Annotated in this window: 22 protein-coding genes; 12 read left to right on the forward strand and 10 right to left on the reverse strand. The window is 67.4% G+C overall.

Features of this window, described 5'->3' with window-relative positions:
- The first annotated feature begins 300 nt into the window (after window positions 1-300).
- On the forward strand, window positions 301-1,077 hold the full coding sequence (locus tag ACIPRS_RS01180; RefSeq protein WP_446537242.1) for a type II toxin-antitoxin system RelE/ParE family toxin: 777 nt from the start codon (window positions 301-303) through the stop codon (window positions 1,075-1,077).
- Window positions 1,078-1,394: 317 nt separating this feature from the next.
- Here ACIPRS_RS01180 and ACIPRS_RS01185 read toward each other — a convergent pair whose 3' ends face one another.
- The 6 genes from ACIPRS_RS01185 to ACIPRS_RS01210 form a co-directional block, all read right to left on the reverse strand.
- Complete coding sequence (locus ACIPRS_RS01185; protein ID WP_337729968.1) at window positions 1,395-1,685, reverse strand: HigA family addiction module antitoxin; 291 nt, start codon at window positions 1,683-1,685, stop codon at window positions 1,395-1,397.
- A gap of 23 nt (window positions 1,686-1,708) precedes the next feature.
- The gene (locus ACIPRS_RS01190) at window positions 1,709-1,990 is read right to left on the reverse strand and encodes a type II toxin-antitoxin system RelE/ParE family toxin (RefSeq protein ID WP_446537981.1); all 282 of its coding nucleotides are present in this window, start codon (window positions 1,988-1,990) and stop codon (window positions 1,709-1,711) included.
- A gap of 347 nt (window positions 1,991-2,337) precedes the next feature.
- Entirely contained in the window at window positions 2,338-2,931 is a 594-nt protein-coding gene (locus ACIPRS_RS01195) for a hypothetical protein (protein ID WP_192200970.1), read from the reverse strand.
- Window positions 2,932-3,049: 118 nt separating this feature from the next.
- Complete coding sequence (locus ACIPRS_RS01200; protein WP_446537243.1) at window positions 3,050-6,649, reverse strand: methylmalonyl-CoA mutase family protein; 3,600 nt, start codon at window positions 6,647-6,649, stop codon at window positions 3,050-3,052.
- A gap of 121 nt (window positions 6,650-6,770) precedes the next feature.
- Complete coding sequence (locus ACIPRS_RS01205; protein WP_337729971.1) at window positions 6,771-7,700, reverse strand: alpha/beta hydrolase; 930 nt, start codon at window positions 7,698-7,700, stop codon at window positions 6,771-6,773.
- Between the two features lie 19 nt (window positions 7,701-7,719).
- Complete coding sequence (locus tag ACIPRS_RS01210) at window positions 7,720-8,343, reverse strand: TetR/AcrR family transcriptional regulator (RefSeq protein WP_337729972.1); 624 nt, start codon at window positions 8,341-8,343, stop codon at window positions 7,720-7,722.
- 221 nt (window positions 8,344-8,564) lie between these two features.
- On the opposite strand from ACIPRS_RS01210, the gene ACIPRS_RS01215 reads away from it, so the two are divergent.
- Together ACIPRS_RS01215 and ACIPRS_RS01220 are read left to right on the forward strand one after the other, a co-directional pair.
- On the forward strand, window positions 8,565-9,665 hold the full coding sequence (locus ACIPRS_RS01215) for a Glu/Leu/Phe/Val dehydrogenase (protein WP_192200966.1): 1,101 nt from the start codon (window positions 8,565-8,567) through the stop codon (window positions 9,663-9,665).
- Window positions 9,666-9,715: 50 nt separating this feature from the next.
- Window positions 9,716-10,888 (forward strand): isovaleryl-CoA dehydrogenase, encoded by a 1,173-nt coding sequence (locus tag ACIPRS_RS01220; protein WP_446537244.1) that lies wholly within the window; start codon window positions 9,716-9,718, stop codon window positions 10,886-10,888.
- A gap of 78 nt (window positions 10,889-10,966) precedes the next feature.
- Here the strand turns inward: ACIPRS_RS01220 and ACIPRS_RS01225 are convergent, their stop codons facing one another.
- Window positions 10,967-11,755: a DUF2189 domain-containing protein gene (locus ACIPRS_RS01225; RefSeq protein ID WP_446537245.1), complete on the reverse strand. Its 789-nt coding sequence runs from the start codon at window positions 11,753-11,755 to the stop codon at window positions 10,967-10,969.
- 130 nt (window positions 11,756-11,885) lie between these two features.
- On the opposite strand from ACIPRS_RS01225, the gene ACIPRS_RS01230 reads away from it, so the two are divergent.
- The 6 genes from ACIPRS_RS01230 to ACIPRS_RS01255 all read left to right on the forward strand — a co-directional run bounded on the left by ACIPRS_RS01230 (window position 11,886) and on the right by ACIPRS_RS01255 (window position 17,090).
- Window positions 11,886-13,061, forward strand: coding sequence for a thiolase family protein (locus ACIPRS_RS01230; RefSeq protein WP_337729975.1), 1,176 nt, complete (start codon window positions 11,886-11,888; stop codon window positions 13,059-13,061).
- A 170-nt stretch (window positions 13,062-13,231) separates the two neighbouring features.
- Window positions 13,232-13,576, forward strand: a complete 345-nt coding sequence (locus ACIPRS_RS01235; protein ID WP_142125237.1) for a hypothetical protein — start codon at window positions 13,232-13,234, stop codon at window positions 13,574-13,576.
- A gap of 164 nt (window positions 13,577-13,740) precedes the next feature.
- On the forward strand, window positions 13,741-14,118 hold the full coding sequence (locus ACIPRS_RS01240; RefSeq protein ID WP_142125236.1) for a hypothetical protein: 378 nt from the start codon (window positions 13,741-13,743) through the stop codon (window positions 14,116-14,118).
- Window positions 14,119-14,390: 272 nt separating this feature from the next.
- On the forward strand, window positions 14,391-15,998 hold the full coding sequence (locus ACIPRS_RS01245) for a carboxyl transferase domain-containing protein (protein WP_446537246.1): 1,608 nt from the start codon (window positions 14,391-14,393) through the stop codon (window positions 15,996-15,998).
- A 184-nt stretch (window positions 15,999-16,182) separates the two neighbouring features.
- Window positions 16,183-16,725 carry a bactofilin family protein gene (locus ACIPRS_RS01250; RefSeq protein ID WP_446537247.1) on the forward strand — a complete coding sequence of 181 codons (543 nt, stop codon included), beginning with the start codon at window positions 16,183-16,185 and terminating at the stop codon, window positions 16,723-16,725.
- On the forward strand, window positions 16,722-17,090 hold the full coding sequence (locus ACIPRS_RS01255; RefSeq protein WP_446537248.1) for a hypothetical protein: 369 nt from the start codon (window positions 16,722-16,724) through the stop codon (window positions 17,088-17,090). Before ACIPRS_RS01250 ends, ACIPRS_RS01255 begins: the two co-directional genes overlap by 4 nt.
- Before the next feature lie 9 nt (window positions 17,091-17,099).
- Here the strand turns inward: ACIPRS_RS01255 and ACIPRS_RS01260 are convergent, their stop codons facing one another.
- Genes ACIPRS_RS01260 through ACIPRS_RS01270 form a run of 3 tightly spaced genes read right to left on the reverse strand, consistent with a single transcriptional unit; the run spans window position 17,100 to window position 19,456 of the window.
- Entirely contained in the window at window positions 17,100-17,348 is a 249-nt protein-coding gene (locus ACIPRS_RS01260) for a DUF6587 family protein (protein WP_446537249.1), read from the reverse strand.
- Between the two features lie 3 nt (window positions 17,349-17,351).
- Entirely contained in the window at window positions 17,352-19,214 is a 1,863-nt protein-coding gene (gene feoB / locus ACIPRS_RS01265) for a ferrous iron transporter B (protein WP_446537250.1), read from the reverse strand.
- Window positions 19,211-19,456 carry a FeoA family protein gene (locus ACIPRS_RS01270; protein WP_337729982.1) on the reverse strand — a complete coding sequence of 82 codons (246 nt, stop codon included), beginning with the start codon at window positions 19,454-19,456 and terminating at the stop codon, window positions 19,211-19,213. Before ACIPRS_RS01270 ends, feoB begins: the two co-directional genes overlap by 4 nt.
- A 108-nt stretch (window positions 19,457-19,564) precedes the next feature.
- Here ACIPRS_RS01270 and ACIPRS_RS01275 point away from each other — a divergent pair, with 108 nt between their 5' ends.
- Genes ACIPRS_RS01275 through ACIPRS_RS01285 form a run of 3 tightly spaced genes read left to right on the forward strand, consistent with a single transcriptional unit; the run spans window position 19,565 to window position 22,771 of the window.
- Window positions 19,565-20,368, forward strand: a complete 804-nt coding sequence (locus tag ACIPRS_RS01275; RefSeq protein WP_446537251.1) for an enoyl-CoA hydratase-related protein — start codon at window positions 19,565-19,567, stop codon at window positions 20,366-20,368.
- Window positions 20,369-20,372: 4 nt separating this feature from the next.
- On the forward strand, window positions 20,373-20,780 hold the full coding sequence (locus ACIPRS_RS01280) for a VOC family protein (protein ID WP_446537252.1): 408 nt from the start codon (window positions 20,373-20,375) through the stop codon (window positions 20,778-20,780).
- A complete protein-coding gene (locus ACIPRS_RS01285; protein ID WP_446537253.1) occupies window positions 20,780-22,771 on the forward strand; it encodes an ATP-binding protein in 1,992 nt (663 codons plus the stop codon). Before ACIPRS_RS01280 ends, ACIPRS_RS01285 begins: the two co-directional genes overlap by 1 nt.
- Window positions 22,772-22,780: the final 9 nt, after the last annotated feature.

A 22,780-nucleotide genomic window follows, 5' to 3' on the forward strand; every position in this document is an offset into this window, starting at 1 on the left:
GTCGCCCCCAGAAGCTAGCGATAGCACTATTCCGCAACCTGGCGTGCATATGCTCTGGGCGCAGCGGGAAGGTCTTTACCAACGACAGGATGGCTTGGATCATGGCCATACCGCAGGCTCATCAGCTAATGTCCATTCCTCGCTTCCCCCTCCCCGCTCCTCCCCCATGAAGTCCCCCTCCCCCGACGCCCTCACCCCCACATGAGTGACGCGCCAAGCCGCACGCGCGCGGCGTCGCTAGGCCCGCTAGACAGGGAAGACGTCTACATCAAACGGCACGAACGCAGGATCGCCTCCTTGGTGAGCTTGCTCGTGCACGTCCTGTTCGTCCTGGCCCTCCTGCACTCCTCCAAGATCACCCTGTCCCAGCCCGAGAGCAGCAGCTCTGGTGGCGCGCGCGTCAAAGTCGACTTCCTGGGCGACCCCACCGATGCCACCCCCAACCCGCCCGTCCCCCCGACCGGCACCCAGAACCCCAGCGAACGCCCCAAGCCCCTCAAGCCCCTCGTCACCACCCGCGTCACCTCCCCCGTGGACGCCACCCGCGTGACCGAAGCCGAGAACCCCGTCGCCCCCGACGAAGCCCAACCCCAGCCCCCCGCCAGCCAACAGGCCATCGCCCCACCCCAGGACCGCCCCCCGTCCAGCCCACCCGCCTGGCGCCGCTCAGCCCAATGGGGCCAGCCCCCCGGCATGCTCGCCCAGGAAACCGCCCCCGAGAACTACGGCCCCACCCTCGGCACCGGCCAACGCCAGGGCAACCAGCAGGGCAACGCCGCCACCCCCAGCATGGAAGTGGACGGCCACCAGATCTACTACGACCTGCGCAACGAACTGAAAGTCGCCGAATGGCAGGCCCAGGGCATGAAGGAAGTCTCCTTCCCCCTGCCTGGCCGCCGCGAACTGATGGTCTGCGCCCTGGAAATCGTCGCCACCCGCGGCTCCGGCGGCTGCCGCCTGATGCAACCCAACGACCCCGACCTGGCCCCCATCGGCGACGCCCGCGACGTGGTCAACGTGATGCGCATCTACCGCCGCGGCGAACTGATCTGGCGCGGACCGGGGGCGTACCGGTAAGCACGCAAGCCGTCGCTGCTCCCTTCTCCCTGCGTAGCGGGGAGAAGGTGCCCGGAGAGCGGATGAGGGGCCGGGCGCGGTAACGAACCGGGCGCCGACACCTCCGCCTCTCCGTTCGCCCCTCACCCGCCTTCGGCACTCACCCCGGCCAGGCGCGGCACGCCCGGCGTTCTGATGACCTGCGCGGCATGCCGCGCAAGCAGGTCATCCTTACCCCCGCTGCACAGGGGGGGGAACTTCGGTGGGACGGCCCAAAGAAAAACCCGCCGAAGCGGGTTTTCTCGTAGCTGGTTGAGCAGCGCCATGCGCCGCATGCATCACGCCGCGATCCGCTCGATCCGTGTGACCGCCTTTCCAAGCACGCGATGCGCCTCTTCCAGATCGTAGTCCGCCTGCAGACCCAGCCAGAAACGCTCGCTCGTACCCAGCGCTGCCGCCAGCCTGACCGCCGTGTCGGCCGTGACGCCCCGCTTTCCGAGCACGATCTCGTTGATACGGCGCGGCGGCACGTCCGCAGCGCGCGCCAGCGCGTTCTGGCTGATGCCCATCGGCAACAGGAACTCTTCCAGCAGCACTTCACCGGGATGGATATTGGGCAAGGTCTTCATGGAAGAACTCCTCTGATGACAGTTCAGTGGTAATCGACGATTTCCACGTCGTGCGCGTCGCCATCCTTCCAGCGGAAGCAGACACGCCATTGATCGTTGATCCGAATGCTATGCTGGCCCTTGCGGTCGCCCTTCAGCGCCTCCAACCGGTTCGCGGGCGGAATGCGCAGATCGTCCAGCGTGGCCGCGTTGTTCAGCATGCGAAGCTTGCGGCGAGCCACGGCTTGCATGCCGGCCGGCAGACGCCGCGAGGGCGTGCCGTTCCAGACTTTCTCGGCTTCCTTGTCGGCGAAGTCCCGGATCACAGGGCCACCATAACGCCGGCCGTCATAGGACGCAAGCCGTCGTGCGCATCTACCGCCGCGGCGAACTGATCTGGCGCGGACCGGGGGCGTACCGGTAAGCACGCAAGCCGCCGCTGCTCCCTTCTCCCTGCGTAGCGGGGAGAAGGTGCCCGGAGGGCGGATGAGGGGCCGGGCGCGGTAGCGAACCGGGCGCCGACACGTCCGCCTCTCCGCTCGCCCCTCACCCGCCTTCGGCACCCTCTCCCCGCTGCGCAGGGAGAGGGACTCTTCGAAGCATCCCGTGCAGGGAGGGATCCGATGCCGGGTTTATCAACCCGGCCTACGAAGCTGCATCGTTCGGCGACGGATCAGTTGAGCCGCGCACCCGGCTCCGGCGCCACCACCGTCGCACGGCCGGGATCCATCGCATCGATGGTGGCAAGCCGCTGCTTGAGCTCGTCTTCCGACAGCGCACCCTCACGGTGCAGCCACTTGAAACGACCGCGATGCTGTTCCGGCGATTCGCTCTCGGGCATGAAATCGAACTCGCGGCGCAGGTAACCGGCGCGACGCGAGGCGATCTCGTCGAGGATCCGCTGGCCGTCTGCATCGTCGATGACCAGCAGGTTGCCGGACTCGGTGGGAATGATCGTGTAGCGCGTCGAGAAGAAGTGGTAGGCGCCGTAGCAGGCCAGGCCCACCCACAGCCACACGGAAATCTTCAGGCCCTGGTCGCCGGTCAGGCTGATGCCCGTGAACACCGCGCCGAGCAGGATCCACAGCAGGCCCACGTTGCGCAGCCACTGGTTGCGCTCGACCAGCGTCTGCCGGTCGCGGCTGATGCCCGCATACCCTACCGAGAACGAACGGCTGCCCGAGCTGTCCTGCAGCTGATAGTCCAGCTCGTCGTCGCCAAAGACGTAACGCACCCGGTTGGAGTGCTTCTTCTGTGCAATTTCCATGGCCCCGCCCCTGTCAGTGTCCTCGTTGGCCGGACTATAAGCGACGGGAAGTGACACGTCAGCCCCGCGCCGCGCCCAAAGAAAAACCCCGCTGATGCGGGGTTTTTCGTGGAGCGGATTACATATTCCGCCGGTACTCGCCACCCACGTCGTACAGCGCGTGACTGATCTGTCCCAGGCTGTGCGTCTTCACCGCCTCGACCAGCGCCTCGAACACATTGCGGCGCTCGCGCGCGGTGCGCTGCAGGTAGGCCAGGCCGTGGCCGTCGTGCACTTCGGGCGCGGCGTGTTCTTCCATCGCTGCGGCGTGGCTGTGGTCGGTCTCGCCTTCCGGCGCCAGCGCGTTGCGCGAGGTCTGCCAGGCGCGCACGTTGGCGATCTGCTGGGCCTTCTCTTCTTCCGTCGAACGGATCAGCTCGATCTCGGTGGCGATCTCGCCGCCGTGCTCGCGCGGCAGGAAGGTGTTCACGCCCACCAGCGGCAGGCTGCCGTCGTGCTTCTTGTGTTCGTAGTACAGCGACTCTTCCTGGATCTTGCCGCGCTGGTACATGGTGTCCATGGCGCCGAGCACGCCGCCGCGCTCGCTGATGGCCTCGAACTCCTTGTAGACCGCTTCTTCCACGATGTCCGTCAGCTCGTCGACGACGAAGCTGCCCTGCCAGGGGTTCTCGTTGAAGTTCAGCCCCAACTCCTTGTTGATGATCATCTGGATGGCCACCGCGCGGCGCACGCTCTCTTCCGTCGGCGTGGTGATCGCCTCGTCATAGGCATTCGTGTGCAGGCTGTTGCAGTTGTCGAACAGCGCGTACAACGCCTGCAGCGTGGTGCGGATGTCGTTGAACTGGATCTCCTGCGCGTGCAGCGACCGGCCGGAGGTCTGGATGTGGTACTTCATCATCTGGCTGCGCTCGTTGGCGCCGTAGCGCTCGCGCATCGCGCGGGCCCAGATGCGGCGGGCGACGCGGCCGATGACGGTGTACTCCGGATCCATGCCGTTGCTGAAGAAGAACGACAGGTTGGGCGCGAAGTCGTCGATCTTCATGCCGCGCGCCAGGTAGTACTCCACGATGGTGAAGCCATTGGACAGCGTGAAGGCCAGCTGGCTGATCGGGTTCGCCCCGGCCTCGGCGATGTGGTACCCGCTGATGCTGACCGAGTAGAAATTGCGCACCGCGTTGTCGACGAAATACTGCTGGATGTCGCCCATCATGCGCAGAGCGAACTCGGTGCTGAAGATGCAGGTGTTCTGCGCCTGGTCTTCCTTGAGGATGTCGGCCTGCACGGTGCCGCGCACGGTGGCCAGCGTCTGGGCCTTGATGCGGGCGTAGGTGTCTTCGTCCACCAGCTGGTTGCCGGTGATGCCCAGCAGGCCCAGGCCAAGCCCGTTGTTGGTCGGCGGCAGCTCGCCGTGGTACTGCGGACGCACGCGGCCTTCGAAGAACGCCTCGATCTTCTGCTGCGCCTCGGCCCAGCGCGCGTCGTCGGCCTTCAGGTACTTCTCCACCTGCTGGTCGATGGCGGTGTTCATGAACATCGCCAGGATGATGGGCGCCGGGCCGTTGATGGTCATCGACACCGACGTGGTGGGCGCGCACAGGTCGAAGCCGGAGTACAGCTTCTTCATGTCGTCCAGCGTGGGGATGTTGACGCCGGAGTTGCCGATCTTGCCGTAGATGTCCGGGCGCGGCGCCGGGTCCTCACCGTACAGCGTGACGCTGTCGAAGGCGGTGGACAGGCGCGCGGCCGGCTGGCCGACGCTCAGATAGTGGAAGCGGCGGTTGGTGCGCTCCGGCGTGCCCTCACCGGCGAACATGCGGATGGGATCCTCGCCGGTGCGGCGGTACGGGTACACGCCACCGGTGTAGGGATAGCTGCCGGGCAGGTTTTCCTTCTGCAGGAAGGTCAGCTGCTCGCCCCAGCTGCGGTACTTGGGCGGCGCAATCTTCGGGATCTGCTGGTGGCTGAGCGAGGTGGTGTAGTTGTCGATGCGGATGGTCTTGCCGCGCACTTCGTATTCGTTGACCGGATCGGTCACCGCCTTGTGGCGTGCGGGCCATTCGCGCAGCAGCTTCAAGGCTTCGGACGACAGCGACTGGATGGCGTCGTTGTAGCGCTGGCGCAGGGTCAGCAGGGAGCGGTCCACTATAGGAGGGGCTTCAGCCCCGACCGGATGGCCTGCGGAGGTCGGGGCTGAAGCCCCTCCTACAAGAGCGTCGGTGGCATACAACTCCAGCGCCTTCGGCAACGCCGGATCGTCCAGGTCCTTCAACGCATTCCAGTAGTGCTGCGCGCGGCTGGCGGTTTCGGCTTCGGTCTCGATGCGGCGGTTGATGCCGCGGCCCTGCTCGGCGATCTCGGCCAGGTAGCGCACGCGCGCGCCGGGGATCAGCACGGTGGCGCGCGGTTCCTTCAGCGTGGTGTCGATGTCCGGGGTCCACTTCTCCGCCGGCAGCTGCAGCTTGTCGCGCAGCAGGCGGCACAGGTTGGCGAACATCCAGCTGACGCCGGGGTCGTTGAACTGGCTGGCGATGGTGGGGTACACCGGCACGTCGGCGTCCGGGGTCTGGAACGCCACGCGGTTGCGCTTCCACTGCTTGCGCACGTCGCGCAGCGCGTCTTCGGCGCCGCGCTTGTCGTACTTGTTCAGCACGATCAGCTCGGCGAAGTCGATCATGTCGATCTTCTCCAACTGGCTGGCCGCGCCGTAGTCGCTGGTCATCACGTACATGGGGAAGTCGACCAGGTCGACGATCTCCGAATCGCTCTGGCCGATGCCGGCGGTTTCCACGATGACCAGGTCGAAGCCGAGCGATTTCAGGAAGGCGATGCAGTCCTTCAGCACGGCGTTGGTGGCCACGTGCTGGCGGCGCGTGGCCATCGAGCGCATGTAGATGCGCTCGCTGCGCAGCGCATTCATGCGGATGCGGTCGCCGAGCAGTGCGCCACCGGTGCGGCGGCGGGTGGGATCGACCGAGATCACCGCGATGTGCATCTGCGGGAAGCACGACAGGAAGCGGTTCATCAGCTCGTCGGTGACCGACGACTTGCCGGCGCCGCCGGTGCCGGTGATGCCGATGACGGGCGTGGCGCGGGCGGGGAACGGCGCATGCGGGCCCTTGGCCCATTGCGCGCGCAGCTTCTCCAGTTCGGATTGGGACAGCACGCCGTCCTCGATGGTGCTGAGCATGCGGCCGATGCCGGCCTCGTCGGTGAGCGCGGGCGCGACCGCGGCGTTCCATTCGCGCTGGCCGTTGACCGGGTGGCGCGCGTCTTCGGCGCGCTTGACCACGTCCTGGATCATCTCCACCAGGCCCATCTTCATGCCGTCGTTGGGGTGGTAGATGCGCTCCACGCCGTAGGCCTGCAGTTCGGCGATCTCCTCCGGCGTGATGGTGCCGCCGCCGCCCCCGAACACGCGTACGTGGCCGGCACCGCGCTCCTTCAGCATGTCGACCATGTACTTGAAGTACTCGACGTGGCCGCCCTGGTAGCTGGACAGCGCGATGCCGTCGGCGTCTTCCTGCAAGGCGGCGCGCACCACGTCTTCCACGCTGCGGTTGTGGCCCAGGTGGACCACTTCCGCGCCCTCGCCCTGGATCAGCCGCCGCATGATGTTGATGGCGGCGTCGTGCCCGTCGAACAGGCTGGCGGCGGTCACGAAGCGCAGCGGCGTGGCATCGGCCTGGGCTGCGGGAAACTGGCTGGCGGGTGTGCTCACGCGTGCTCACTTACAGGTGCGGACAGACGCGGGATTGTAGCCGTTCGCGTGTCACGACCTCACCAATTGCACACCAGTGGACACGGCACGCACACCCTACGGTGGCGTGCGGTGGCGCGTGTCAGCACAGCCCGAACGGCAGCTCGCGCGTGGAGACCACGCGCTGGCCGACGGATTCGCCACGCAGGAAGCGCAATGCGGCGTCGAGTGTCTCCGGCGCGATGGTCACCCGGTGGTGGCCCAGCCCGGTGGTGCTGAGCAACGTGGCCTGCGGCCAGTAGCGCGCATAGCGTTCGCCTTCGCACCACGGCACGTCGGTGTCTTCCAGGTCGTGCACGATCAGGCCCGGGCGCGCGATGCGCGGGGCGGTGGCATGGGCGTGCAGTTCGCGCACGTCGTGGGCGGTCAGTTCCTGGTACTCGTCGAACAGGCGCCGGCTGAGGAACTGCGCCAGCCCCACCATGCCGCCGAAACGGCGCGCGGCATCGAAGGGATCGGCGGCGGGCGCCAGCAGGATCACGCGTTCGGCCTGCATTCCGCGCGCCATCGCGATCGCCGCTGCCGCGCCGCCGAGCGAATGCCCCACGACCGCCGCCAGTGGCCCGGTGTGTCCGGCCACCCGCGCCGCCGCCTCGGCGAACATCGGCAGGGTCGCGCGCCGGCCACTGCTGCGGCCATGTGCCGGCTGGTCGAACGCGACCACCGCGTAGCCGGCGCGGCGCAGCGGCTCCACCCACGGCAGGAAGCGCAGGCCGAAGCTGGACCAGCCGTGCACCAGCAACACGGTGGGTTCGCGCTGCGGGTCACCCCAGGTGTACGTGGCCAGACGTTCGCGGCCGAAGGCCAGTTCGCCGATACGTGCACCGCCGGTCTCGCTCTGGCGGGCACGGGTGCGGGCACCGGGCATCGGCGTGCAGAACAGCTGGAAGGCCCGGGCCAGCGTGCTGCGCGGAGCCAGCCAGCTGCCTACCGCGAAGCGGGCGCTCAGCAGCGACAGTGCCCATGGTTTGCGAACGATCGTGCTATTTCGTGGGGCAGAGACAGCAGCCATGACGGCACCTCGGCAGGAATCAGGCGGTGGGGGGAGACGGCGCGGGGGCGCCGTAGGACGCCAGCAGGCGGTCCAGGGAACGACGGGCGAGCAACGGAGCTTGTTCGGCGTCGTAGAGCCGGGCGTCATGCAGGCCCTGCGCGACAGCGAACAGTTCGAATGCCAGTAGGACCGGATCGGTCTTCGGCGACAATTCGCCGGTATCGATGCACATGCCGATCGCCTTGACCAGTTGCTGGCGCAGCTGCAGCAGCCAGTCGACGATGCGGTCGCGCAGCAGGCCCGGGCGGGCGTCGTACTCATGGGCGGCGGCCAGGATCACGCAGCCATCGGGGTTGTCGCAGACCCAGCGGAACCAGTTCTCCATGATCGCGCGCAGGCGCGGCAGGCCGCGTGGCAGGCCCACCGCCGGCACGATCACGGCACGCGCGTAGCGCTCGGCAGTCCACTCCAGCACGGTCAGCTGCAGGTCCTCGCGCGACCCGAAATGCGCGAACACGCCGCTCTTCGACATGCCGGCGGCGGTGGCCAGTTCGCCGATGGACAGGCCTTCCAGCCCGTTCCGGGCCGCGATGTCGTAGGCCCGCGCGACGATCATCTCGCGGGTGGCATTGCCTTTGTGGGTGGCGGCCTGGGGCGTCATGACAACAGGAATAGCACGGTCGTTCGATTCTCACAATAGGCCGACGTCACGCTCCGCCGCCGGTCCCTTGTCATATCGCCCGCGGCCGATTGGATTAAACTGGCCGCCAGCGACGACCACGGCCGTGTTCCGGAAACGTCGCTTTTTTCTTTTCTGACAACCCGTTAGCCACGCTGAAGGCAAGCCCGCGCCGGTCCCCACCCGCGCACCGGAGCCCACCCATGATCTTCGAAACCCTTGATACCTCCGGCCACGAACAGGTCGTCTTCTGCCACAACCCGGATGCCGGGCTGAAGGCCATCATCGCCATCCACAGCACCGTGCTGGGTCCGGCGCTGGGCGGTGTGCGCATGCGGCCCTACGCCGACAGTGCGCTGGCGCTCAACGACGCGCTGCGCCTGAGCCGCACGATGACCTACAAGAACGCACTGGCCGGCCTCAATGTCGGCGGCGGCAAGGCGGTACTCATCGGCGACAGCAGCAAGGACAAGACCGAAGTCCTGTTCCGCAGCTTCGGGCGTTACGTCGATTCGCTGGGCGGCCGCTACATCACCGCTGAGGACGTGGGGACCGATGTCAACGACATGGAGAACGTCTACCGCGAGACCGAATACGTGGTGGGCGTGCACCAGGTGCATGGCGGCTCCGGCGACCCGGCCCCGTTCACCGCCTACGGTGCGCTGCAGGGCCTGATGGCCACGCTGAACCGCAAGTTCGGCAACGAGGAGATCGGCAAGTACAGCTTCGCCGTGCAGGGCCTGGGCCACATCGGCATGGAGTACGTGAAGCTGCTGAAGGAACGCGGCGCCAAGCTGTTCGTCACCGACCTCAATCCGGCGCTGGTCGAACACGCGGTCGAAGAGTACGGCGCGGAAGCGGTGAAGCCGGACGAGATCTACGACCTGCCGGTGGACGTGTTCAGCCCGTGCGCGCTGGAGTACGCCATCAACGAACAGACCCTGCCCCGCCTGAAGGCGAAGGTGATCTGCGGCACGGCGAACAACCAGATGTCGCACGTGACCGGCGTGGAAGCGGCCAAGCGCGGCATCCTGTACGCGCCCGATTACGCGGTGAACGCGGGCGGCGTGATGAACGTGTCGCTGGAAATCGACGGTTACAACCGCGAGCGCGCGATGCGCATGATGCGGACGATCTACCACACCGTCGGCAAGATCTTCGACCTGTCCGAGAAGGAAGGCATCGCGCCGCAGTATGCGGCCGACCGCATCGCCGAGGCCCGCATGACGGCCATCGGCAAGCTCAAGCTGCCGCTGGGCCGCACCGCGCCACGCTTCATGGGGCACCTGCGCGGCGAGCATTGAGGTAAGTTGCAGATACAACCTGGATGGGCCGCAATAGGAGGGAGGACCGAATGCGACCGGATACCGTCAGCGGATTTCCGCTGGGCGAAGAATTGGATGCGCTGCGCGAGGCCGTGCAGCGGTTCGCACAGACCGAGATCGCGCCGCGCGCGGCGCAGATCGACCACGACAACGCATTCCCGCAGGACCTGTGGCCCAAGCTGGGCGAACTGGGCCTGCTGGGCATCACCGTGGATCCGGAATTCGGCGGCAGCGGCATGGGCTATCTGGCCCATCTGGTCGCGATGGAGGAAATCTCGCGCGCGTCCGGTTCGGTCGGCCTGAGCTATGGCGCGCACTCCAACCTGTGCGTGTCCAACCTCTACCTCAACGGCAACGCCGCCCAGCGCGCGAAGTACCTGCCGAAGCTGTGCAGCGGCGAGTGGAAGGGCGCGCTGGCGATGAGCGAACCGGGGGCGGGTTCGGACGTGGTCGGCTCGATGAGCTGCCGTGCCGAACTCCGTGACGGCGTCTGGGTGGCCAACGGCAACAAGATGTGGATCACCAACGGACCGGAAGCCGATGTGCTGCTGGTCTACATGCGCACCGCCGGCAAGGATGCGGGCAGCAAGTGCATGACGGCCTTCATCGTCGAGCGCGGCATGAAGGGCTTCTCCACCGCGCAGAAGCTGGACAAGCTGGGCATGCGCGGCAGCAACACCTGCGAACTGGTGTTCGAGGACTGCGAGATTCCCGCCGGGAACGTGCTGGGCGAGGTGAACCAGGGCGTGCGCGTGCTGATGAGCGGCCTCAACACCGAACGCCTGGTGCTGAGCGGCGGTCCGATCGGCCTGATGCAGGCGGCGCTCGACATCACCCTGCCCTACGTGCGCGAGCGCAAGCAGTTCGACGCCGCCATCGGCACGTTCGGCCTGATGCAGGGCAAGTTGGCCGACATGTACACCGCGCTGCAGTCCAGTCGCGCCTTCGCCTACCAGGTGGCGCGCGGATTCGACGAAGGTCAGGGGTCGCGTGCCGCAGCGGCAGGCTGCCTGCTGCACGCCTCGGAAGCCGCCGTGCAGGTGACGCTGGAAGCCATCCAGTCACTGGGCGGCAACGGCTACATCAACGAGTACCCTGCGGGCCGCCTGCTGCGCGACGCCAAGCTCTACGCCATCGGCGCCGGCACCAACGAAATCCGCCGCATGTTGATAGGCCGCGAGTTGTTCGACGGTCGGGGATGATCTGGAGGTCGTCGTAGGGCGGGCCCCGGCCCGCCGTCCCGTACGTGCGTCCATCGCGAAGGCGGGCTCAAGCCCGCCCTACGCCAGGCCTGCCTCCTCCAGGACAGGCCACGAAGACGCATCCAGCGTCTCCCGATAGGCATGCCAGCTGGCATACGCCAGCCACGGCATCAGCAGACCCAGCCCCAGCAGCGCCGTGGCGAAGCCAACCGCCGTCAGCGCCACCAGCAGCAGGCCCCACACCAGCATCACGCGCTTGTTGCGCATCACCGCATGCACGCTGGAAACGGCCGCCGTCACCATGTCCACGTCGCGGTCGGCGATCATCGGCAACGAGAAGGCGGTAACGGCGAAGGTGAGCGTGGCGAACACCGCACCGACAGCAGACCCCAGCGCCAGGAATTCCCAGAACGCGGCCGGGTCACTGCCGTCGAACGGAAAGAAGGCACTGACCATCATCCCGGCGCGCGACCACAGCAGGATGATCACGCCCTGCCCCAGCGCGAACACGCCCGCCTGCCCCAGCACCCGCCGCGCGAGCACGAACGAATCGCGCAGGCGCGGCGTGCGGCCCTGTTCCAGCGCGCGGCTCACGCAGTACAGGCCCACGCAGAGCAATGGTGCGACGAACACGAATCCGGACAGCAGCGTCGCCAGGAGCGCGAACCGGCCCAGCACGAACGCCAGCCAAGAAATGCCGGCGCTCACCAGCACGATCACCCCGCCGAACAACAACGACAGGGCGGGCGCGCGGCGCATGTCGCGCCAGCCGGCGCGCAGCCAGCGCCACGGCGCCCCATGATCGAGCACCGCGCACGGCACGATGAAGGCGCGCGCGGCCGGCTCCGTCGTGGGTCCGTCTGACATGTCTTCTCCCCCTCCCGCCTCGAGAATACGCCGGTCTGGACCAGGCCGCTGCCCTGTACCAACGGCCGATTTGCCCGCCGTCGGGCCGGGGCGGGATAATCAGCCTCTCACTCCACGCGGGAAGTCTTCCATGTCCGACATCGTCATCGCCGCCGCCAAGCGCACCGCCATCGGTTCGTTCCTCGGCCAGTTCAATGGCGTTCCCTCGCCCACGCTGGGCGCCGCCGCCATCGCCGCCGCGCTGGAGCAGTCGGGCGTTCCGGGTGCCGACGTGTCCGAAGTGATCATGGGCTGCGTGCTGCCCGCCAACCTGGGCCAGGCACCTGCCCGCCAGGCCGCGCGTGCCGCCGGCATACCGGATGCGGCCGGCGCCACCACCATCAACAAGGTCTGCGGTTCGGGCATGAAGGCGATCATGCTGGGGCATGACCTGATCAAGGCCGGTTCGGCCACGGTGGTCATCGCCGGCGGCATGGAATCCATGAGCAACGCCCCGCACCTGATCCCCAACTCGCGCACTGGCAACCGTTACGGCAATTTCCAGGCGGTGGACCACATGGCATGGGATGGCCTGACCAACCCCTACGACGGCCAGGCCATGGGCGTGTTCGCCGAGGCCACCGTCGCCAAGTTCGGTTTCACCCGCGAGGAGCAGGATGCGTATTCCATCGAGTCGGTGACCCGTGCCCAGGCCGCGCAGGCTTCCGGTGCGTTCAACGACGAGATCATTCCGGTCAAGGTCGCCACCCGCAAGGGCGAGGTCGAGGTCAACACCGACGAACAGCCGGGCAAGTCCGACATCGCCAAGATCCCCACCCTGAAACCCGCCTTCAAGAAGGACGGCAGCGTCACCGCCGCCAGTTCGTCCAGCATCTCCGACGGCGCCGCCGCCACCGTGCTGCTCAGCGCCGAGGAAGCCGCGAAGCGTGGCATCCAGCCGCTGGCGAAGATCGTCGGCCATGCGACCTACTCGCAGGCACCGGAGTGGTTCACCACCGCGCCCGTCTCGGCCATCGACAAGCTGCTCAAGCAGGTCGGCTGGACGGTGGAGCAGGTGGACCTGTTCGAGGTCAACGAAGCCTTCGCGGTCGTCGCCATGGCGCCGATCAAGGAGCTCGGCATCCCGCACGCCAAGGTCAACGTCAACGGCGGTGCCTGCGCGCTGGGCCATCCGATCGGTGCCTCCGGCGCCCGTCTGGTGGTGACCCTGGTGCACGCCCTGCGCCAGCGCGGCGGCAAGCGCGGCATCGCCACGCTCTGCATCGGCGGCGGCGAGGCCACCGCGATCGCGATCGAACTCGTCTGATATTTTGCGCAGTCGGGGGGGCGAAGCGGCCGGTTTTCGCCCGTCCCATAAGGTTTAACAACGGATTGACAAAGATAACCGGCCAACCGCTTGACAGCCGTAATGGGCTTGTCATCATGTTGCAGGCGCGCAATTGCGCGTTGCCTAACTAACGACGAGGAAATTCAACGATGACCATGAACAAGGCTCTGATCGCGCTGGCTCTGGGTTTCGCCCTGGCTGCGTGCTCGAACCAGGAACAGGCTGCCGACGCCGCTGCTGACGCCGCTGCGACCGCGACCGAAGCCCAGGCTGCCGCTGACGCCGCCGCTGCCGCTGGCGAAGTGACCGCCGACGCCGCCCAGCAGTCGGCCGACGCCGCTGCCACCGCCGCCGACGCCGCTGCCACCGCCGCGACCGACGCTGCTGCCGCCACCACGACGGAAGCCGCTGACGCTGCTGCCGACGCCGCTGGCCAGGCTGCCGACACGGCCGAAGCCGCGACCGACGCTGCCAAGGAAGCCACCAAGCAGTAATCTGCTGGCGGTTGACTGATTTAGCGTTAAACTGAGAGAGCCGCCAGTTCGCTGGCGGCTTTTTCTGTATCCGGGCCTGGCTTCCCGGTTCGCCCCCCACCGGTGGACGAACGGACCCGCCCTCCCGGCGCCACCTTCCACACCTACCGATTTGGGGATCCACAATGAAGATCAAGAGCACCGTCCTGCTGGTCGCCGCCGTCCTGGCCATGAGCGCCTGCACGAAGAGCGAGACCACCGACGCCGCTGCTGCCGACGCCGCCGCTGCTGCCGACCAGGCTGCCGCTGCTGCCGGTGACGCCGCTTCCGCTGCCGGCGACGCCGCTGCCGCCGCTGGCGACGCTGCGACGGCCGCGACCGCCGACGCCGCTGCTGCCGCGACCGCCGCTGCCTCGGACGCCGCTGCCGCCACCGAAGCTGCCGCTTCCGACGCAACCGCCGCCGCTGCTGGCGCCGTGTCCGACGCCGCCCAGGCGACGGCCGACAAGGCTGCTGAAGTCGCCGACAAGGCCGACGCCAAGGCTGAAGAAGCCAAGCAGTAATCGACTCGCCTCATCGCGAATCGGACAAGGCCCGCGCAAGCGGGCCTTGTTGTTTTGTGGCAGGCCATCCATGGCCGCCACCCTTCGGGCCATCGACACGCGATGTCAAAAACGGCTCCCGGCCGTTTTTTGTGGCAGGCCATCCATGGCCGCCACACTTCGGGCCATCGACACGCGATGTCGAAAACCGCTCCCAGCCGTTTTTTGCAGTGCGGTTTGGCGCGTGCGGGGCTTTGTGGTCTGATGCCGCCTTTCCTGCTTCGTCGTGCCGCATGCCCGCCATCGCTTCGCAACTCGATCCGCGCTCGCCCGATTTCCTCGCCAACAACGCGTATCACCGCGTACTGGTGCAGGAACTCGACCGCCGTCTGGCGCACGCTGCCGAGGGGGGAGGCGAGAAAGCGCGCAACAAGCACACCGAACGCGGCAAGCTGCTGGCACGGGATCGCATCACCGCCCTGCTCGACCCCGGCTCGCCCTTCCTCGAAATCGCGCCACTGGCCGCCGAGGAGATGTACGACGGCGCGGCACCCGCCGCCGGCATGGTTTGCGGCATCGGCCGCGTGATGGGCAACGAGGTGGTGATCGTCGCCAACGATGCCACGGTCAAGGGCGGCACCTACTTCCCGATGACGGTGAAGAAGCACCTGCGCGCGCAGGAGATCGCGCGCGAGAACCGCCTGCCCTGCGTGTATCTGGTGGACTCCGGCGGCGCCTTCCTGCCCCTGCAGGACGAAGTATTCCCCGACCGCGAGCACTTCGGCCGCATCTTCTACAACCAGGCCCGCCTGTCGGCCGAGAACATCCCGCAGGTCGCGGTGGTGATGGGCAGTTGCACTGCGGGCGGTGCCTACGTGCCGGCGATGTGCGACGAATCGGTCATCGTCAAGGAACAGGGCACGATCTTCCTCGGTGGCCCGCCGCTGGTGAAGGCAGCCACCGGCGAGGTGGTCGATGCCGAAGCCCTTGGCGGCGCCGACGTGCACACCAGCGTGTCCGGCGTGGCCGATCATTTCGCCGAGGACGATCGCCACGCGCTGGAGATCGCGCGCGGCATCATCGGGCATCTCAATCGCCGCAAGACCCTGCCCGTCGCGGTGCGCGACATGCGCGAACCACTGTATCCGGCCGAGGAGTTGTACGGCATCGTGCCCAAGGACACCCGCCGCCCGTTCGACATCCGCGAGGTCATCGCTCGCATCACCGACGGCAGCGAGCTGGACGAGTTCAAGGCCCGCTACGGCAAGACCCTGGTCACCGGCTTCGCGCATCTGCACGGTTACCCGGTGGGCATCATCGCCAACAACGGCATCCTGTTCGGCGAAAGTGCCCTGAAGGGCGCGCACTTCATCGAGCTGTGCAACCAGCGCGGCATCCCGCTGGTGTTCCTGCAGAACATCACGGGCTTCATGGTCGGCCGCAAATACGAGAACGCCGGCATCGCGAAGGACGGAGCGAAGATGGTCACGGCTGTCGCCTGCTCGTCCGTGCCGAAGTTCACCGTGGTCATCGGCGGCAGCTTCGGTGCCGGCAACTACGCCATGTGCGGCCGTGCCTACGGCGCGCGCTTCCTGTGGATGTGGCCGAATGCGCGGATCAGCGTGATGGGCGGCGAACAGGCGGCGAGCGTGCTGGCGACGGTCAAGCGCGACGGCATCGAGGCTGCGGGCAAGTCGTGGAGCCCGGACGAAGAGGACGCCTTCAAGGTGCCGATCCGCGAGCAGTACGAATCGCAGGGCAGCCCGTGGTACGCCACTGCGCGCCTCTGGGATGACGGCATCATCGACCCCGCCGATACGCGCCGGGTGCTGGGGCTGGGCATCTCGGCCTCGCTCAACGCGCCGATCGAACCGGCGAAGTTCGGCGTGTTCCGGATGTAGCGCCAGGTACGTGCCCGGCCCGCGCCCTCTTCATTGTTGTGAGCGCCGCGTGCACAAGCCCGACTCCAGGGTGAACCACGCCCGCGCCGCATGCGCCATGCCGCCAATCGGCTGTGCAGGTCACAGCGCGCGCGCGGACGGGCGGCGATAGTCCGGAGTCCCTGCCACCCGGAGCATCCCCTGCATGTCCATCTGGAAAGACCAAGGCCCCGCGAAGAAAGAGACCGGCAACCTGCCGCCGGAACCCACCGCCCTTCCCGTGCGCGACACCGCCACGGCGGCGGAGTTCTCGCCCGCCGTCACCGCACCGCCGGGCACGCGTCCGGTTGAACGCAGCGCTCCCCAGGAGGCCCTGAAGGAATCGCTGATCGCCGCCGACCTGACCATCGAGGGCAAGATCGAAGGCACCGGCCACATTCGCATCGCAGGCCGCTTCAAGGGCGACGTGAACGTGCAGGGCGACCTCACCATCGAAACCGGCGCCAAGCTCAATGGTGGCGTGCGGGCGAAGAAGGTGACCATCGCGGGCGAGCTGGAAGGCAACATCGAGTCCGCCGCACGCGTCGAACTGCTGGCATCGGGCGTACTGATCGGCGACGTGAAGTCAGGATCACTCACAGTGGCCGCAGGGTCCCGCATGCGCGGCCAGGCCGACTTCGGCTGGGATGAGCCTGCCAAGGGCGGCAAGGGCAAGGACAACGGCACGGAGCCCGGCGCCGCCGCATGAGCCAACCCCGCCCAGGCAGTGCCGGCGCCACCCGCACCTGCCCGCACTGCAAGGCGACGATCCTGGAAAGCGCGGCGGTCTGTCCGGGCTGCCGGCATCACTTGCGCTTCGAACCTGGCGCGGGTGCCCAGGCGGCACCCGCGCTGACACCGCTGCGGATCGAGGGCACGCTGCAGCCACCCGCGGAAGGCGCGGCATGGGAGTACAGCGTGGTGCTGTCGATCCGTAACGATCGTGGGGAGGAAGTCACCCGTCAGGTCGTCGGTGTCGGTGCGATGCAGCCGCACGAGCAGCGCAGCTTCGTGCTGTCGGTGGAGCTCAATTCCGCCACCGGCAAGGCGGCGGGACGGCGCACGCGTCACTGACGCGCAGGCTCATCCCTTCTTGTCGGGCCCGCAACTGTTGCAGCCGCCACAGGACGCATCCGCGCCTGAGGGCGGCGGCGCGATCCAGCGCCCCAGCCGATACCGCCAGCCGACGCTTCCCTGCCGCAAAAGCGGCAACGCCAGCGCGCCTCGCAACCTGCGCAGTGGCCCCGGGAACTGCTTCTTCAGCACGACCCACAGGCTGACCACCACCGCGACGGCGATGATGGCGTATTGCAGGGCGAGCGACGCGTCCATGGCTCAGCCCGCGCCCAGTGCCTTGGCGACCTGGTAAGTCACCAGCGAGGCGAGGTAGGCCAGCGCGAACAGGTAGAACGTGGCAAAGCCCATTTGCTTCCACGAGTTGGTCTCGCGCTTGATCGTGGCGAGGGTCGAGATGCACATCGGCGCGTAGATGAACCACACCAGCAGCGACAGTGCGGTCGCGAGCGACCAGCCGTCGCTGATCACGGGCGTCAACGCCTGGATGGCTGCGTCATCGTCGGCCGCCGACAGGGCATAGATCGTCGCCAGCGAGGCAACTGCCACTTCACGTGCGGCCAAGCCGGGAATCAACGCGATGCATATCTGCCAGTTGAAGCCCAGTGGCGCGAAGAACACCGCCATCGCATGACCGATGCGGCCGGCGAAGCTGTAATCGATCGCGGGACCCATTGCGCCTTCCGGCGGTGCCGGGAAGTTCAGCAGGAACCACAGCAGGATGGTCAGCGCCAGGATGATGCCGCCGACGCGCTTGAGGAAGATCATCGCACGCTCGTACAGGCCGATGAGCAGGTCGCGCGGGTGCGGAATGCGGTAGGAAGGCAGTTCCAGCAACAGCGCGTGCTCGCCCTTGTCGCGGCGCCACTTCTTCATCACCCATGACACCAGCAACGCACTGAGGATGCCTGCTGCGTACAGGCCGAACAGCACCAGGCCCTGCTGGTTGAAGATGCCCACCTTCTCGTTCGGCACGAATGCACCGATCAGCAGTGCGTACACCGGCAGGCGCGCCGAGCACGTCATCAGCGGTGCGACCAGGATCGTCGCCAAACGGTCGCGCGGGTCCTGGATGCTGCGCGTGGCCATGATGCCGGGGATGGCGCAGGCGAAGCTCGACAGCAGCGGAATGAAGGAGCGGCCCGACAGGCCGGCCGATGCCATCATGCGGTCCAGCAGGAACGCCGCGCGGGGCAGGTAGCCGCTTTCTTCCAGTGCCAGGATGAAGGCGAACAGGATCAGGATCTGCGGCAGGAACACGACCACACCACCCAGACCGCCGATGATGCCGTCGACCAGCAGGCTGTTGAGCGGCCCTTCGGGAAGCAGGCCGCCCGCCTGTCCGCCCAGCCAGCCCGTGCCCGCTTTGATCATGTCCATCATCGGCGTCGCCCAGGCATACACCGCCTGGAAGATCAGGAACATCACCACGATCAATGCCAGCAGTCCGAACACCGGGTGCAGCAACCAGCGATCCAATGCATCGTCGATCTTCGCCGTCCGCGTGGGCATGGCGACCGCGAGCGACAGCAGGCGACGTGTTTCCGCATGTAGATCGGCGCCTTCCGCCAAGTGCGTGCGTGGCTCGTGCGGCTGTGCGGCGACGGCATCGATGCGCTCGACCAGCGCACGCGCACCGCCATGCTTCACCGCGATGGTTTCGACCACCGGCACGCCGAGTTCGCGCTCCAGCGCCGCCAGGTCGATGGCGATGCCGCGACGCTGCGCGGCATCCATCATGTTGACCGCCAAGATCATCGGCTTGCCCAGCTCGCGCACTTCCAGCGCGAAGCGCAGGTGCAGGCGCAGGTTGGTGGCATCCACCACGCAGACCAGCACATCCGGGGCCGGCTCACCGGGATAGAAGCCGCGACACACATCGCGCGTGACCGCTTCGTCCAGACTGGCGGCGTGCAGGCTGTAGGCACCCGGCAAATCCAGCACCGCGTAGCTGCGCCCCGACGCCGACGAATGCAGCCGGCCTTCCTTGCGCTCGACGGTGACGCCGGCGTAGTTGGCGACCTTCTGCCGGCTGCCGGTCAACTGGTTGAACAGCGCTGTCTTGCCACAGTTCGGATTGCCGACCAGCGCCAGCCGCAGCGTCGATGCCTCGGCGGCGCTCATGATGCGGCTCCGTTGCGCAATCGCACACGGGCCGCTTCGGAGCGGCGCAGCGCGAAGCGCGTGAAACCCACCTGCACCAGCAGAGGCTCCGCACCCAGCGGCCCCTTCGCGACCACTTCGACTTCCTCGCCGTTGACGAAGCCCAGCTCGCGCAGGCGGCGTGCGATGTTGTCCTGCGGCCCGTGGTCTTCCACGGTGTCCACGATGGCGGGGGTACGCGAAGGCAGTTCTGTCAGGATCACGCCAGGCTCTCAAATGCGAACTATTCTCATTGTAGCATCGCCGCAGTGCAGGAAGGCCGCAACGCACTGTGCCGCTATCATTCAGCGACTTTGAAGGGAACGGCAGGCATGGCGGCATCACCGCAGGAACATCCCCTCGTACTGGAACGCGCAGGCGCCGTGGCGCGCATCCGGCTGGACCGCCCCACCCTCCACAACGCGTTCGACGCCGGGCTGATCGCCGCGCTGACCACCACGCTCGAACAGGTCGGCGCTGAATCCGACATTCGCGCCGTCGTGCTGGAAGGCAGCGGCGTCTCGTTCTCCGCCGGCGCGGACCTGAACTGGATGCGTGGCATGGCCAGCGCCAGCGAGGAGGCCAATCGCGAGGATGCCCTCGCCCTCGCCCGCCTGATGCGCACGCTGGACGAACTGCCCAAGCCGACCATTGCCCGCGTGCATGGCGCGGCCTTCGGCGGTGGCGTGGGCCTGGTGGCCTGCTGCGACATCGCCATCGGCGTGCCCGAGGCGAAGTTCGGCCTGACCGAGAGCAAGCTGGGGTTGTTGCCGGCGGTGATCTCGCCGTATGTCATCGCCGCCATCGGTGCACGGCAGGCGCGGCGATGGTTTGCGACGGCGGAGATCTTCGATGCGTCCACCGCGCTGCAGGTCGGATTGCTGCATCAGGTGGTGCCGGCGGCGCAGCTGGACGAGGCCGTGGCGCGACAGCTCGCCCTGCTGCTGAAGGCGGGGCCACACGCTGCGGCAGGTGCGAAGGAGTTGGTCGCACGGGTCGCCGCTTCTTCCGACCGTGGCCGGATGGATGCCGACAATGCGGACCTGATCGCGAAGTTGCGCGTTTCCAGCGAAGGCCAGGAAGGCCTGTCGGCCTTCCTCGACAAGCGCGCACCCGCATGGGCCAACAAGGAGTAGCGACGTGATCGACCACGTGGGATTCGATGTCAGCGACTACGCCCGCAGCCGGGCGTTCTACTCACAGGTACTGGCGCCACTGGGCTATGGCGTGGTGATGGAGGTGACCCGCGAGATGACTGGCAGCTACGAGGGGTGCGGCTTCGGCCCGCCCAGCCGTCCCCACTTCTGGGTAGGCAGCGGCGACGGCAGCGGTACGTCATCGCGTCGCCTGCATGTCGCCTTCACCGCCCAGTCGCGTGCCCAGGTGGATGCCTTCCATGCGGCCGCCCTCGCCGCCGGTGCACGGGACAACGGTGCTCCTGGCCTGCGGCTGCACTACCACCCCAACTACTACGGCGCTTTCGTCATCGACCCGGACGGGAACAACATCGAAGCCGTCTGCCACCTTCCTCCGGATGCCCGACCCTGATGTTCTCCAAGATCCTGATCGCCAACCGCGGCGAGATCGCCTGCCGCGTCATCCGCACCTGCCGCCGGCTGGGCATCCGCACTGTCGCCGTGTACTCGGAAGCCGATGCCGATGCGCAGCACGTGCGCCAGGCCGACGAGGCCTACCCGATCGGCGGCCCGCGGCCCCAGGAGAGCTACTTGCGGGGTGATGCGATCATCAAGGTGGCCAGGAGCAGCGGCGCGCAGGCCATCCACCCCGGCTATGGCTTCCTCTCCGAAAACGCCGACTTCGCCGATGCCGTCGCTGCCGCCGGCATCGTGTTCATCGGTCCCTCCGGCGCCTCCATGCGCAAGATGGGCAGCAAGGCCGGTGCGAAGGACCTGATGGACGCCGCCGGGGTCCCGGTGGTGCCGGGCTACACCGGTGAGGACCAGTCGCCGAACACCCTGTCGCGCGAAGCGGCGCGCATCGGCTTCCCGCTGATGATCAAGGCCGCGCACGGCGGCGGTGGCAAGGGCATGCGTATCGTCCATCGGCTGGAGGATTTCATCGCCCAGCTCGAAAGCTGCCAGCGCGAAGCGACCAACGCCTTCGGCCGCGACCGCGTACTGCTGGAACGCTACGTGCAGTCGCCGCGCCATATCGAGATCCAGGTGTTCGCCGACACGCACGGAAGCACCCTGCACCTCAACGAGCGCGAGTGCTCGGCGCAACGCCGGTACCAGAAAGTGCTGGAGGAATCGCCCTCGCCTTTCCTGACGCCGTCGCTGCGAAATGCGATGGGCGAGGCGGCGGTCCAGGCCGCACAGGCCATCGACTACGTCAACGCCGGCACCGTCGAGTTCATCGTCGATCCCGACGGCCAGTTCTACTTCATGGAGATCAACACGCGACTGCAAGTGGAACATCCTGTCACCGAGTTCGTCACCGGCCAGGACCTGGTGGAGTGGCAATTGCGTGTCGCCGCCGGCGAACCCTTGCCGCTCGCGCAGGACGCCATCACGCAACACGGGCACGCCATCGAAGTGCGCCTGTATGCCGAGGATCCCGAGGCCGGTTTCCTGCCTGGCTCGGGCCGCCTGGAAAGGCTGGTCCTGCCGGCACCCTCGGCGCAGGTCCGCCTCGACGCGGGCGTGATCGAAGGCGACACGGTGACCATCTTCTACGACCCGATGATCGCCAAGCTGATCGTCTGGGGCGCGGACCGCACCGAGGCCCTCGCAGGGCTGCGCGCCGCGCTGGCCGAGTGCGGGATCGTCGGACCGAAATCGAACATCGGCTTCCTGGAACGACTGGTCCGCCACCCCGCCATCGTCGAAGGTCGCATCGACACCGGCTACCTGGACCGCCATCTGGACGAGTTCATGCCCGCCGTCGGGCTGGATGCCGTGCAGCAGGTCGCTATCGCCGTCGCGGCGCTGCTCCAGCAGGAAGCGGATGCGCGACAGGGTGCCCGCCATTCCAGCGATCCCGGTTCGCCATGGGCCGTCGGCGATGGCTGGCGACTGGGACATGCCGGTGCGCGGCCGCTGGCATTCCAGCATCAGGAGGAGACCTGGGAAGCCTCCGGTCATGGCCATGCCGGTACCTACCGCATCCGTCTGGCCACCACCACGTATGAGGTGGAAGGCGCAAAGCTGACCGGCGACCTCCTTGGTTTGCGTATCCAGGGAGAGGCGCGGCGATTCCGCGTCCAGCGCCACGGCACGCGCCTGACGCTGCATGATGGGGAACGTCGGGCCACGGTGGAAACGGTGCCGGTCTACCGTCGCGTGGCGGCGGCAGGCATCGAGGCGGGCGGCAGGATCGTCGCACCGATGCCGGGGCGCGTCGTGCTGGTCAAGGCACAGCAGGGGGACACGGTCAAAGCCGGACAGGAGCTGCTCGTGATGGAGGCGATGAAGATGGAACTGGCGGTGAAGGCTCCGCGCGACGGCGTGGTGGCCGAGGTGCGCGCCAGTGCCGGCGACTTCATCGACGCCGACACATTGCTCGTGACGCTGGAGTGAGCCCCTCCA

This window comes from Pseudoxanthomonas sp. LARHCG66, assembly GCF_052871755.1.

Coding starts and splice junctions, on each gene's coding strand:
- ACIPRS_RS01185 (WP_337729968.1), bottom strand. CDS start 1,685: ATGAAGACCTTGCCCAATATCCATCCCGGTGAAGTGCTGCTGGAAGAG.
- ACIPRS_RS01195 (WP_192200970.1), bottom strand. CDS start 2,931: ATGGAAATTGCACAGAAGAAGCACTCCAACCGGGTGCGTTACGTCTTT.
- ACIPRS_RS01205 (WP_337729971.1), bottom strand. CDS start 7,700: ATGGCTGCTGTCTCTGCCCCACGAAATAGCACGATCGTTCGCAAACCA.
- ACIPRS_RS01210 (WP_337729972.1), bottom strand. CDS start 8,343: ATGACGCCCCAGGCCGCCACCCACAAAGGCAATGCCACCCGCGAGATG.
- ACIPRS_RS01215 (WP_192200966.1), top strand. CDS start 8,565: ATGATCTTCGAAACCCTTGATACCTCCGGCCACGAACAGGTCGTCTTC.
- ACIPRS_RS01220 (WP_446537244.1), top strand. CDS start 9,716: ATGCGACCGGATACCGTCAGCGGATTTCCGCTGGGCGAAGAATTGGAT.
- ACIPRS_RS01225 (WP_446537245.1), bottom strand. CDS start 11,755: ATGTCAGACGGACCCACGACGGAGCCGGCCGCGCGCGCCTTCATCGTG.
- ACIPRS_RS01230 (WP_337729975.1), top strand. CDS start 11,886: ATGTCCGACATCGTCATCGCCGCCGCCAAGCGCACCGCCATCGGTTCG.
- ACIPRS_RS01235 (WP_142125237.1), top strand. CDS start 13,232: ATGACCATGAACAAGGCTCTGATCGCGCTGGCTCTGGGTTTCGCCCTG.
- ACIPRS_RS01240 (WP_142125236.1), top strand. CDS start 13,741: ATGAAGATCAAGAGCACCGTCCTGCTGGTCGCCGCCGTCCTGGCCATG.
- ACIPRS_RS01245 (WP_446537246.1), top strand. CDS start 14,391: ATGCCCGCCATCGCTTCGCAACTCGATCCGCGCTCGCCCGATTTCCTC.
- ACIPRS_RS01250 (WP_446537247.1), top strand. CDS start 16,183: ATGTCCATCTGGAAAGACCAAGGCCCCGCGAAGAAAGAGACCGGCAAC.
- ACIPRS_RS01255 (WP_446537248.1), top strand. CDS start 16,722: ATGAGCCAACCCCGCCCAGGCAGTGCCGGCGCCACCCGCACCTGCCCG.
- ACIPRS_RS01260 (WP_446537249.1), bottom strand. CDS start 17,348: ATGGACGCGTCGCTCGCCCTGCAATACGCCATCATCGCCGTCGCGGTG.
- feoB (WP_446537250.1), bottom strand. CDS start 19,214: ATGAGCGCCGCCGAGGCATCGACGCTGCGGCTGGCGCTGGTCGGCAAT.
- ACIPRS_RS01275 (WP_446537251.1), top strand. CDS start 19,565: ATGGCGGCATCACCGCAGGAACATCCCCTCGTACTGGAACGCGCAGGC.
- ACIPRS_RS01285 (WP_446537253.1), top strand. CDS start 20,780: ATGTTCTCCAAGATCCTGATCGCCAACCGCGGCGAGATCGCCTGCCGC.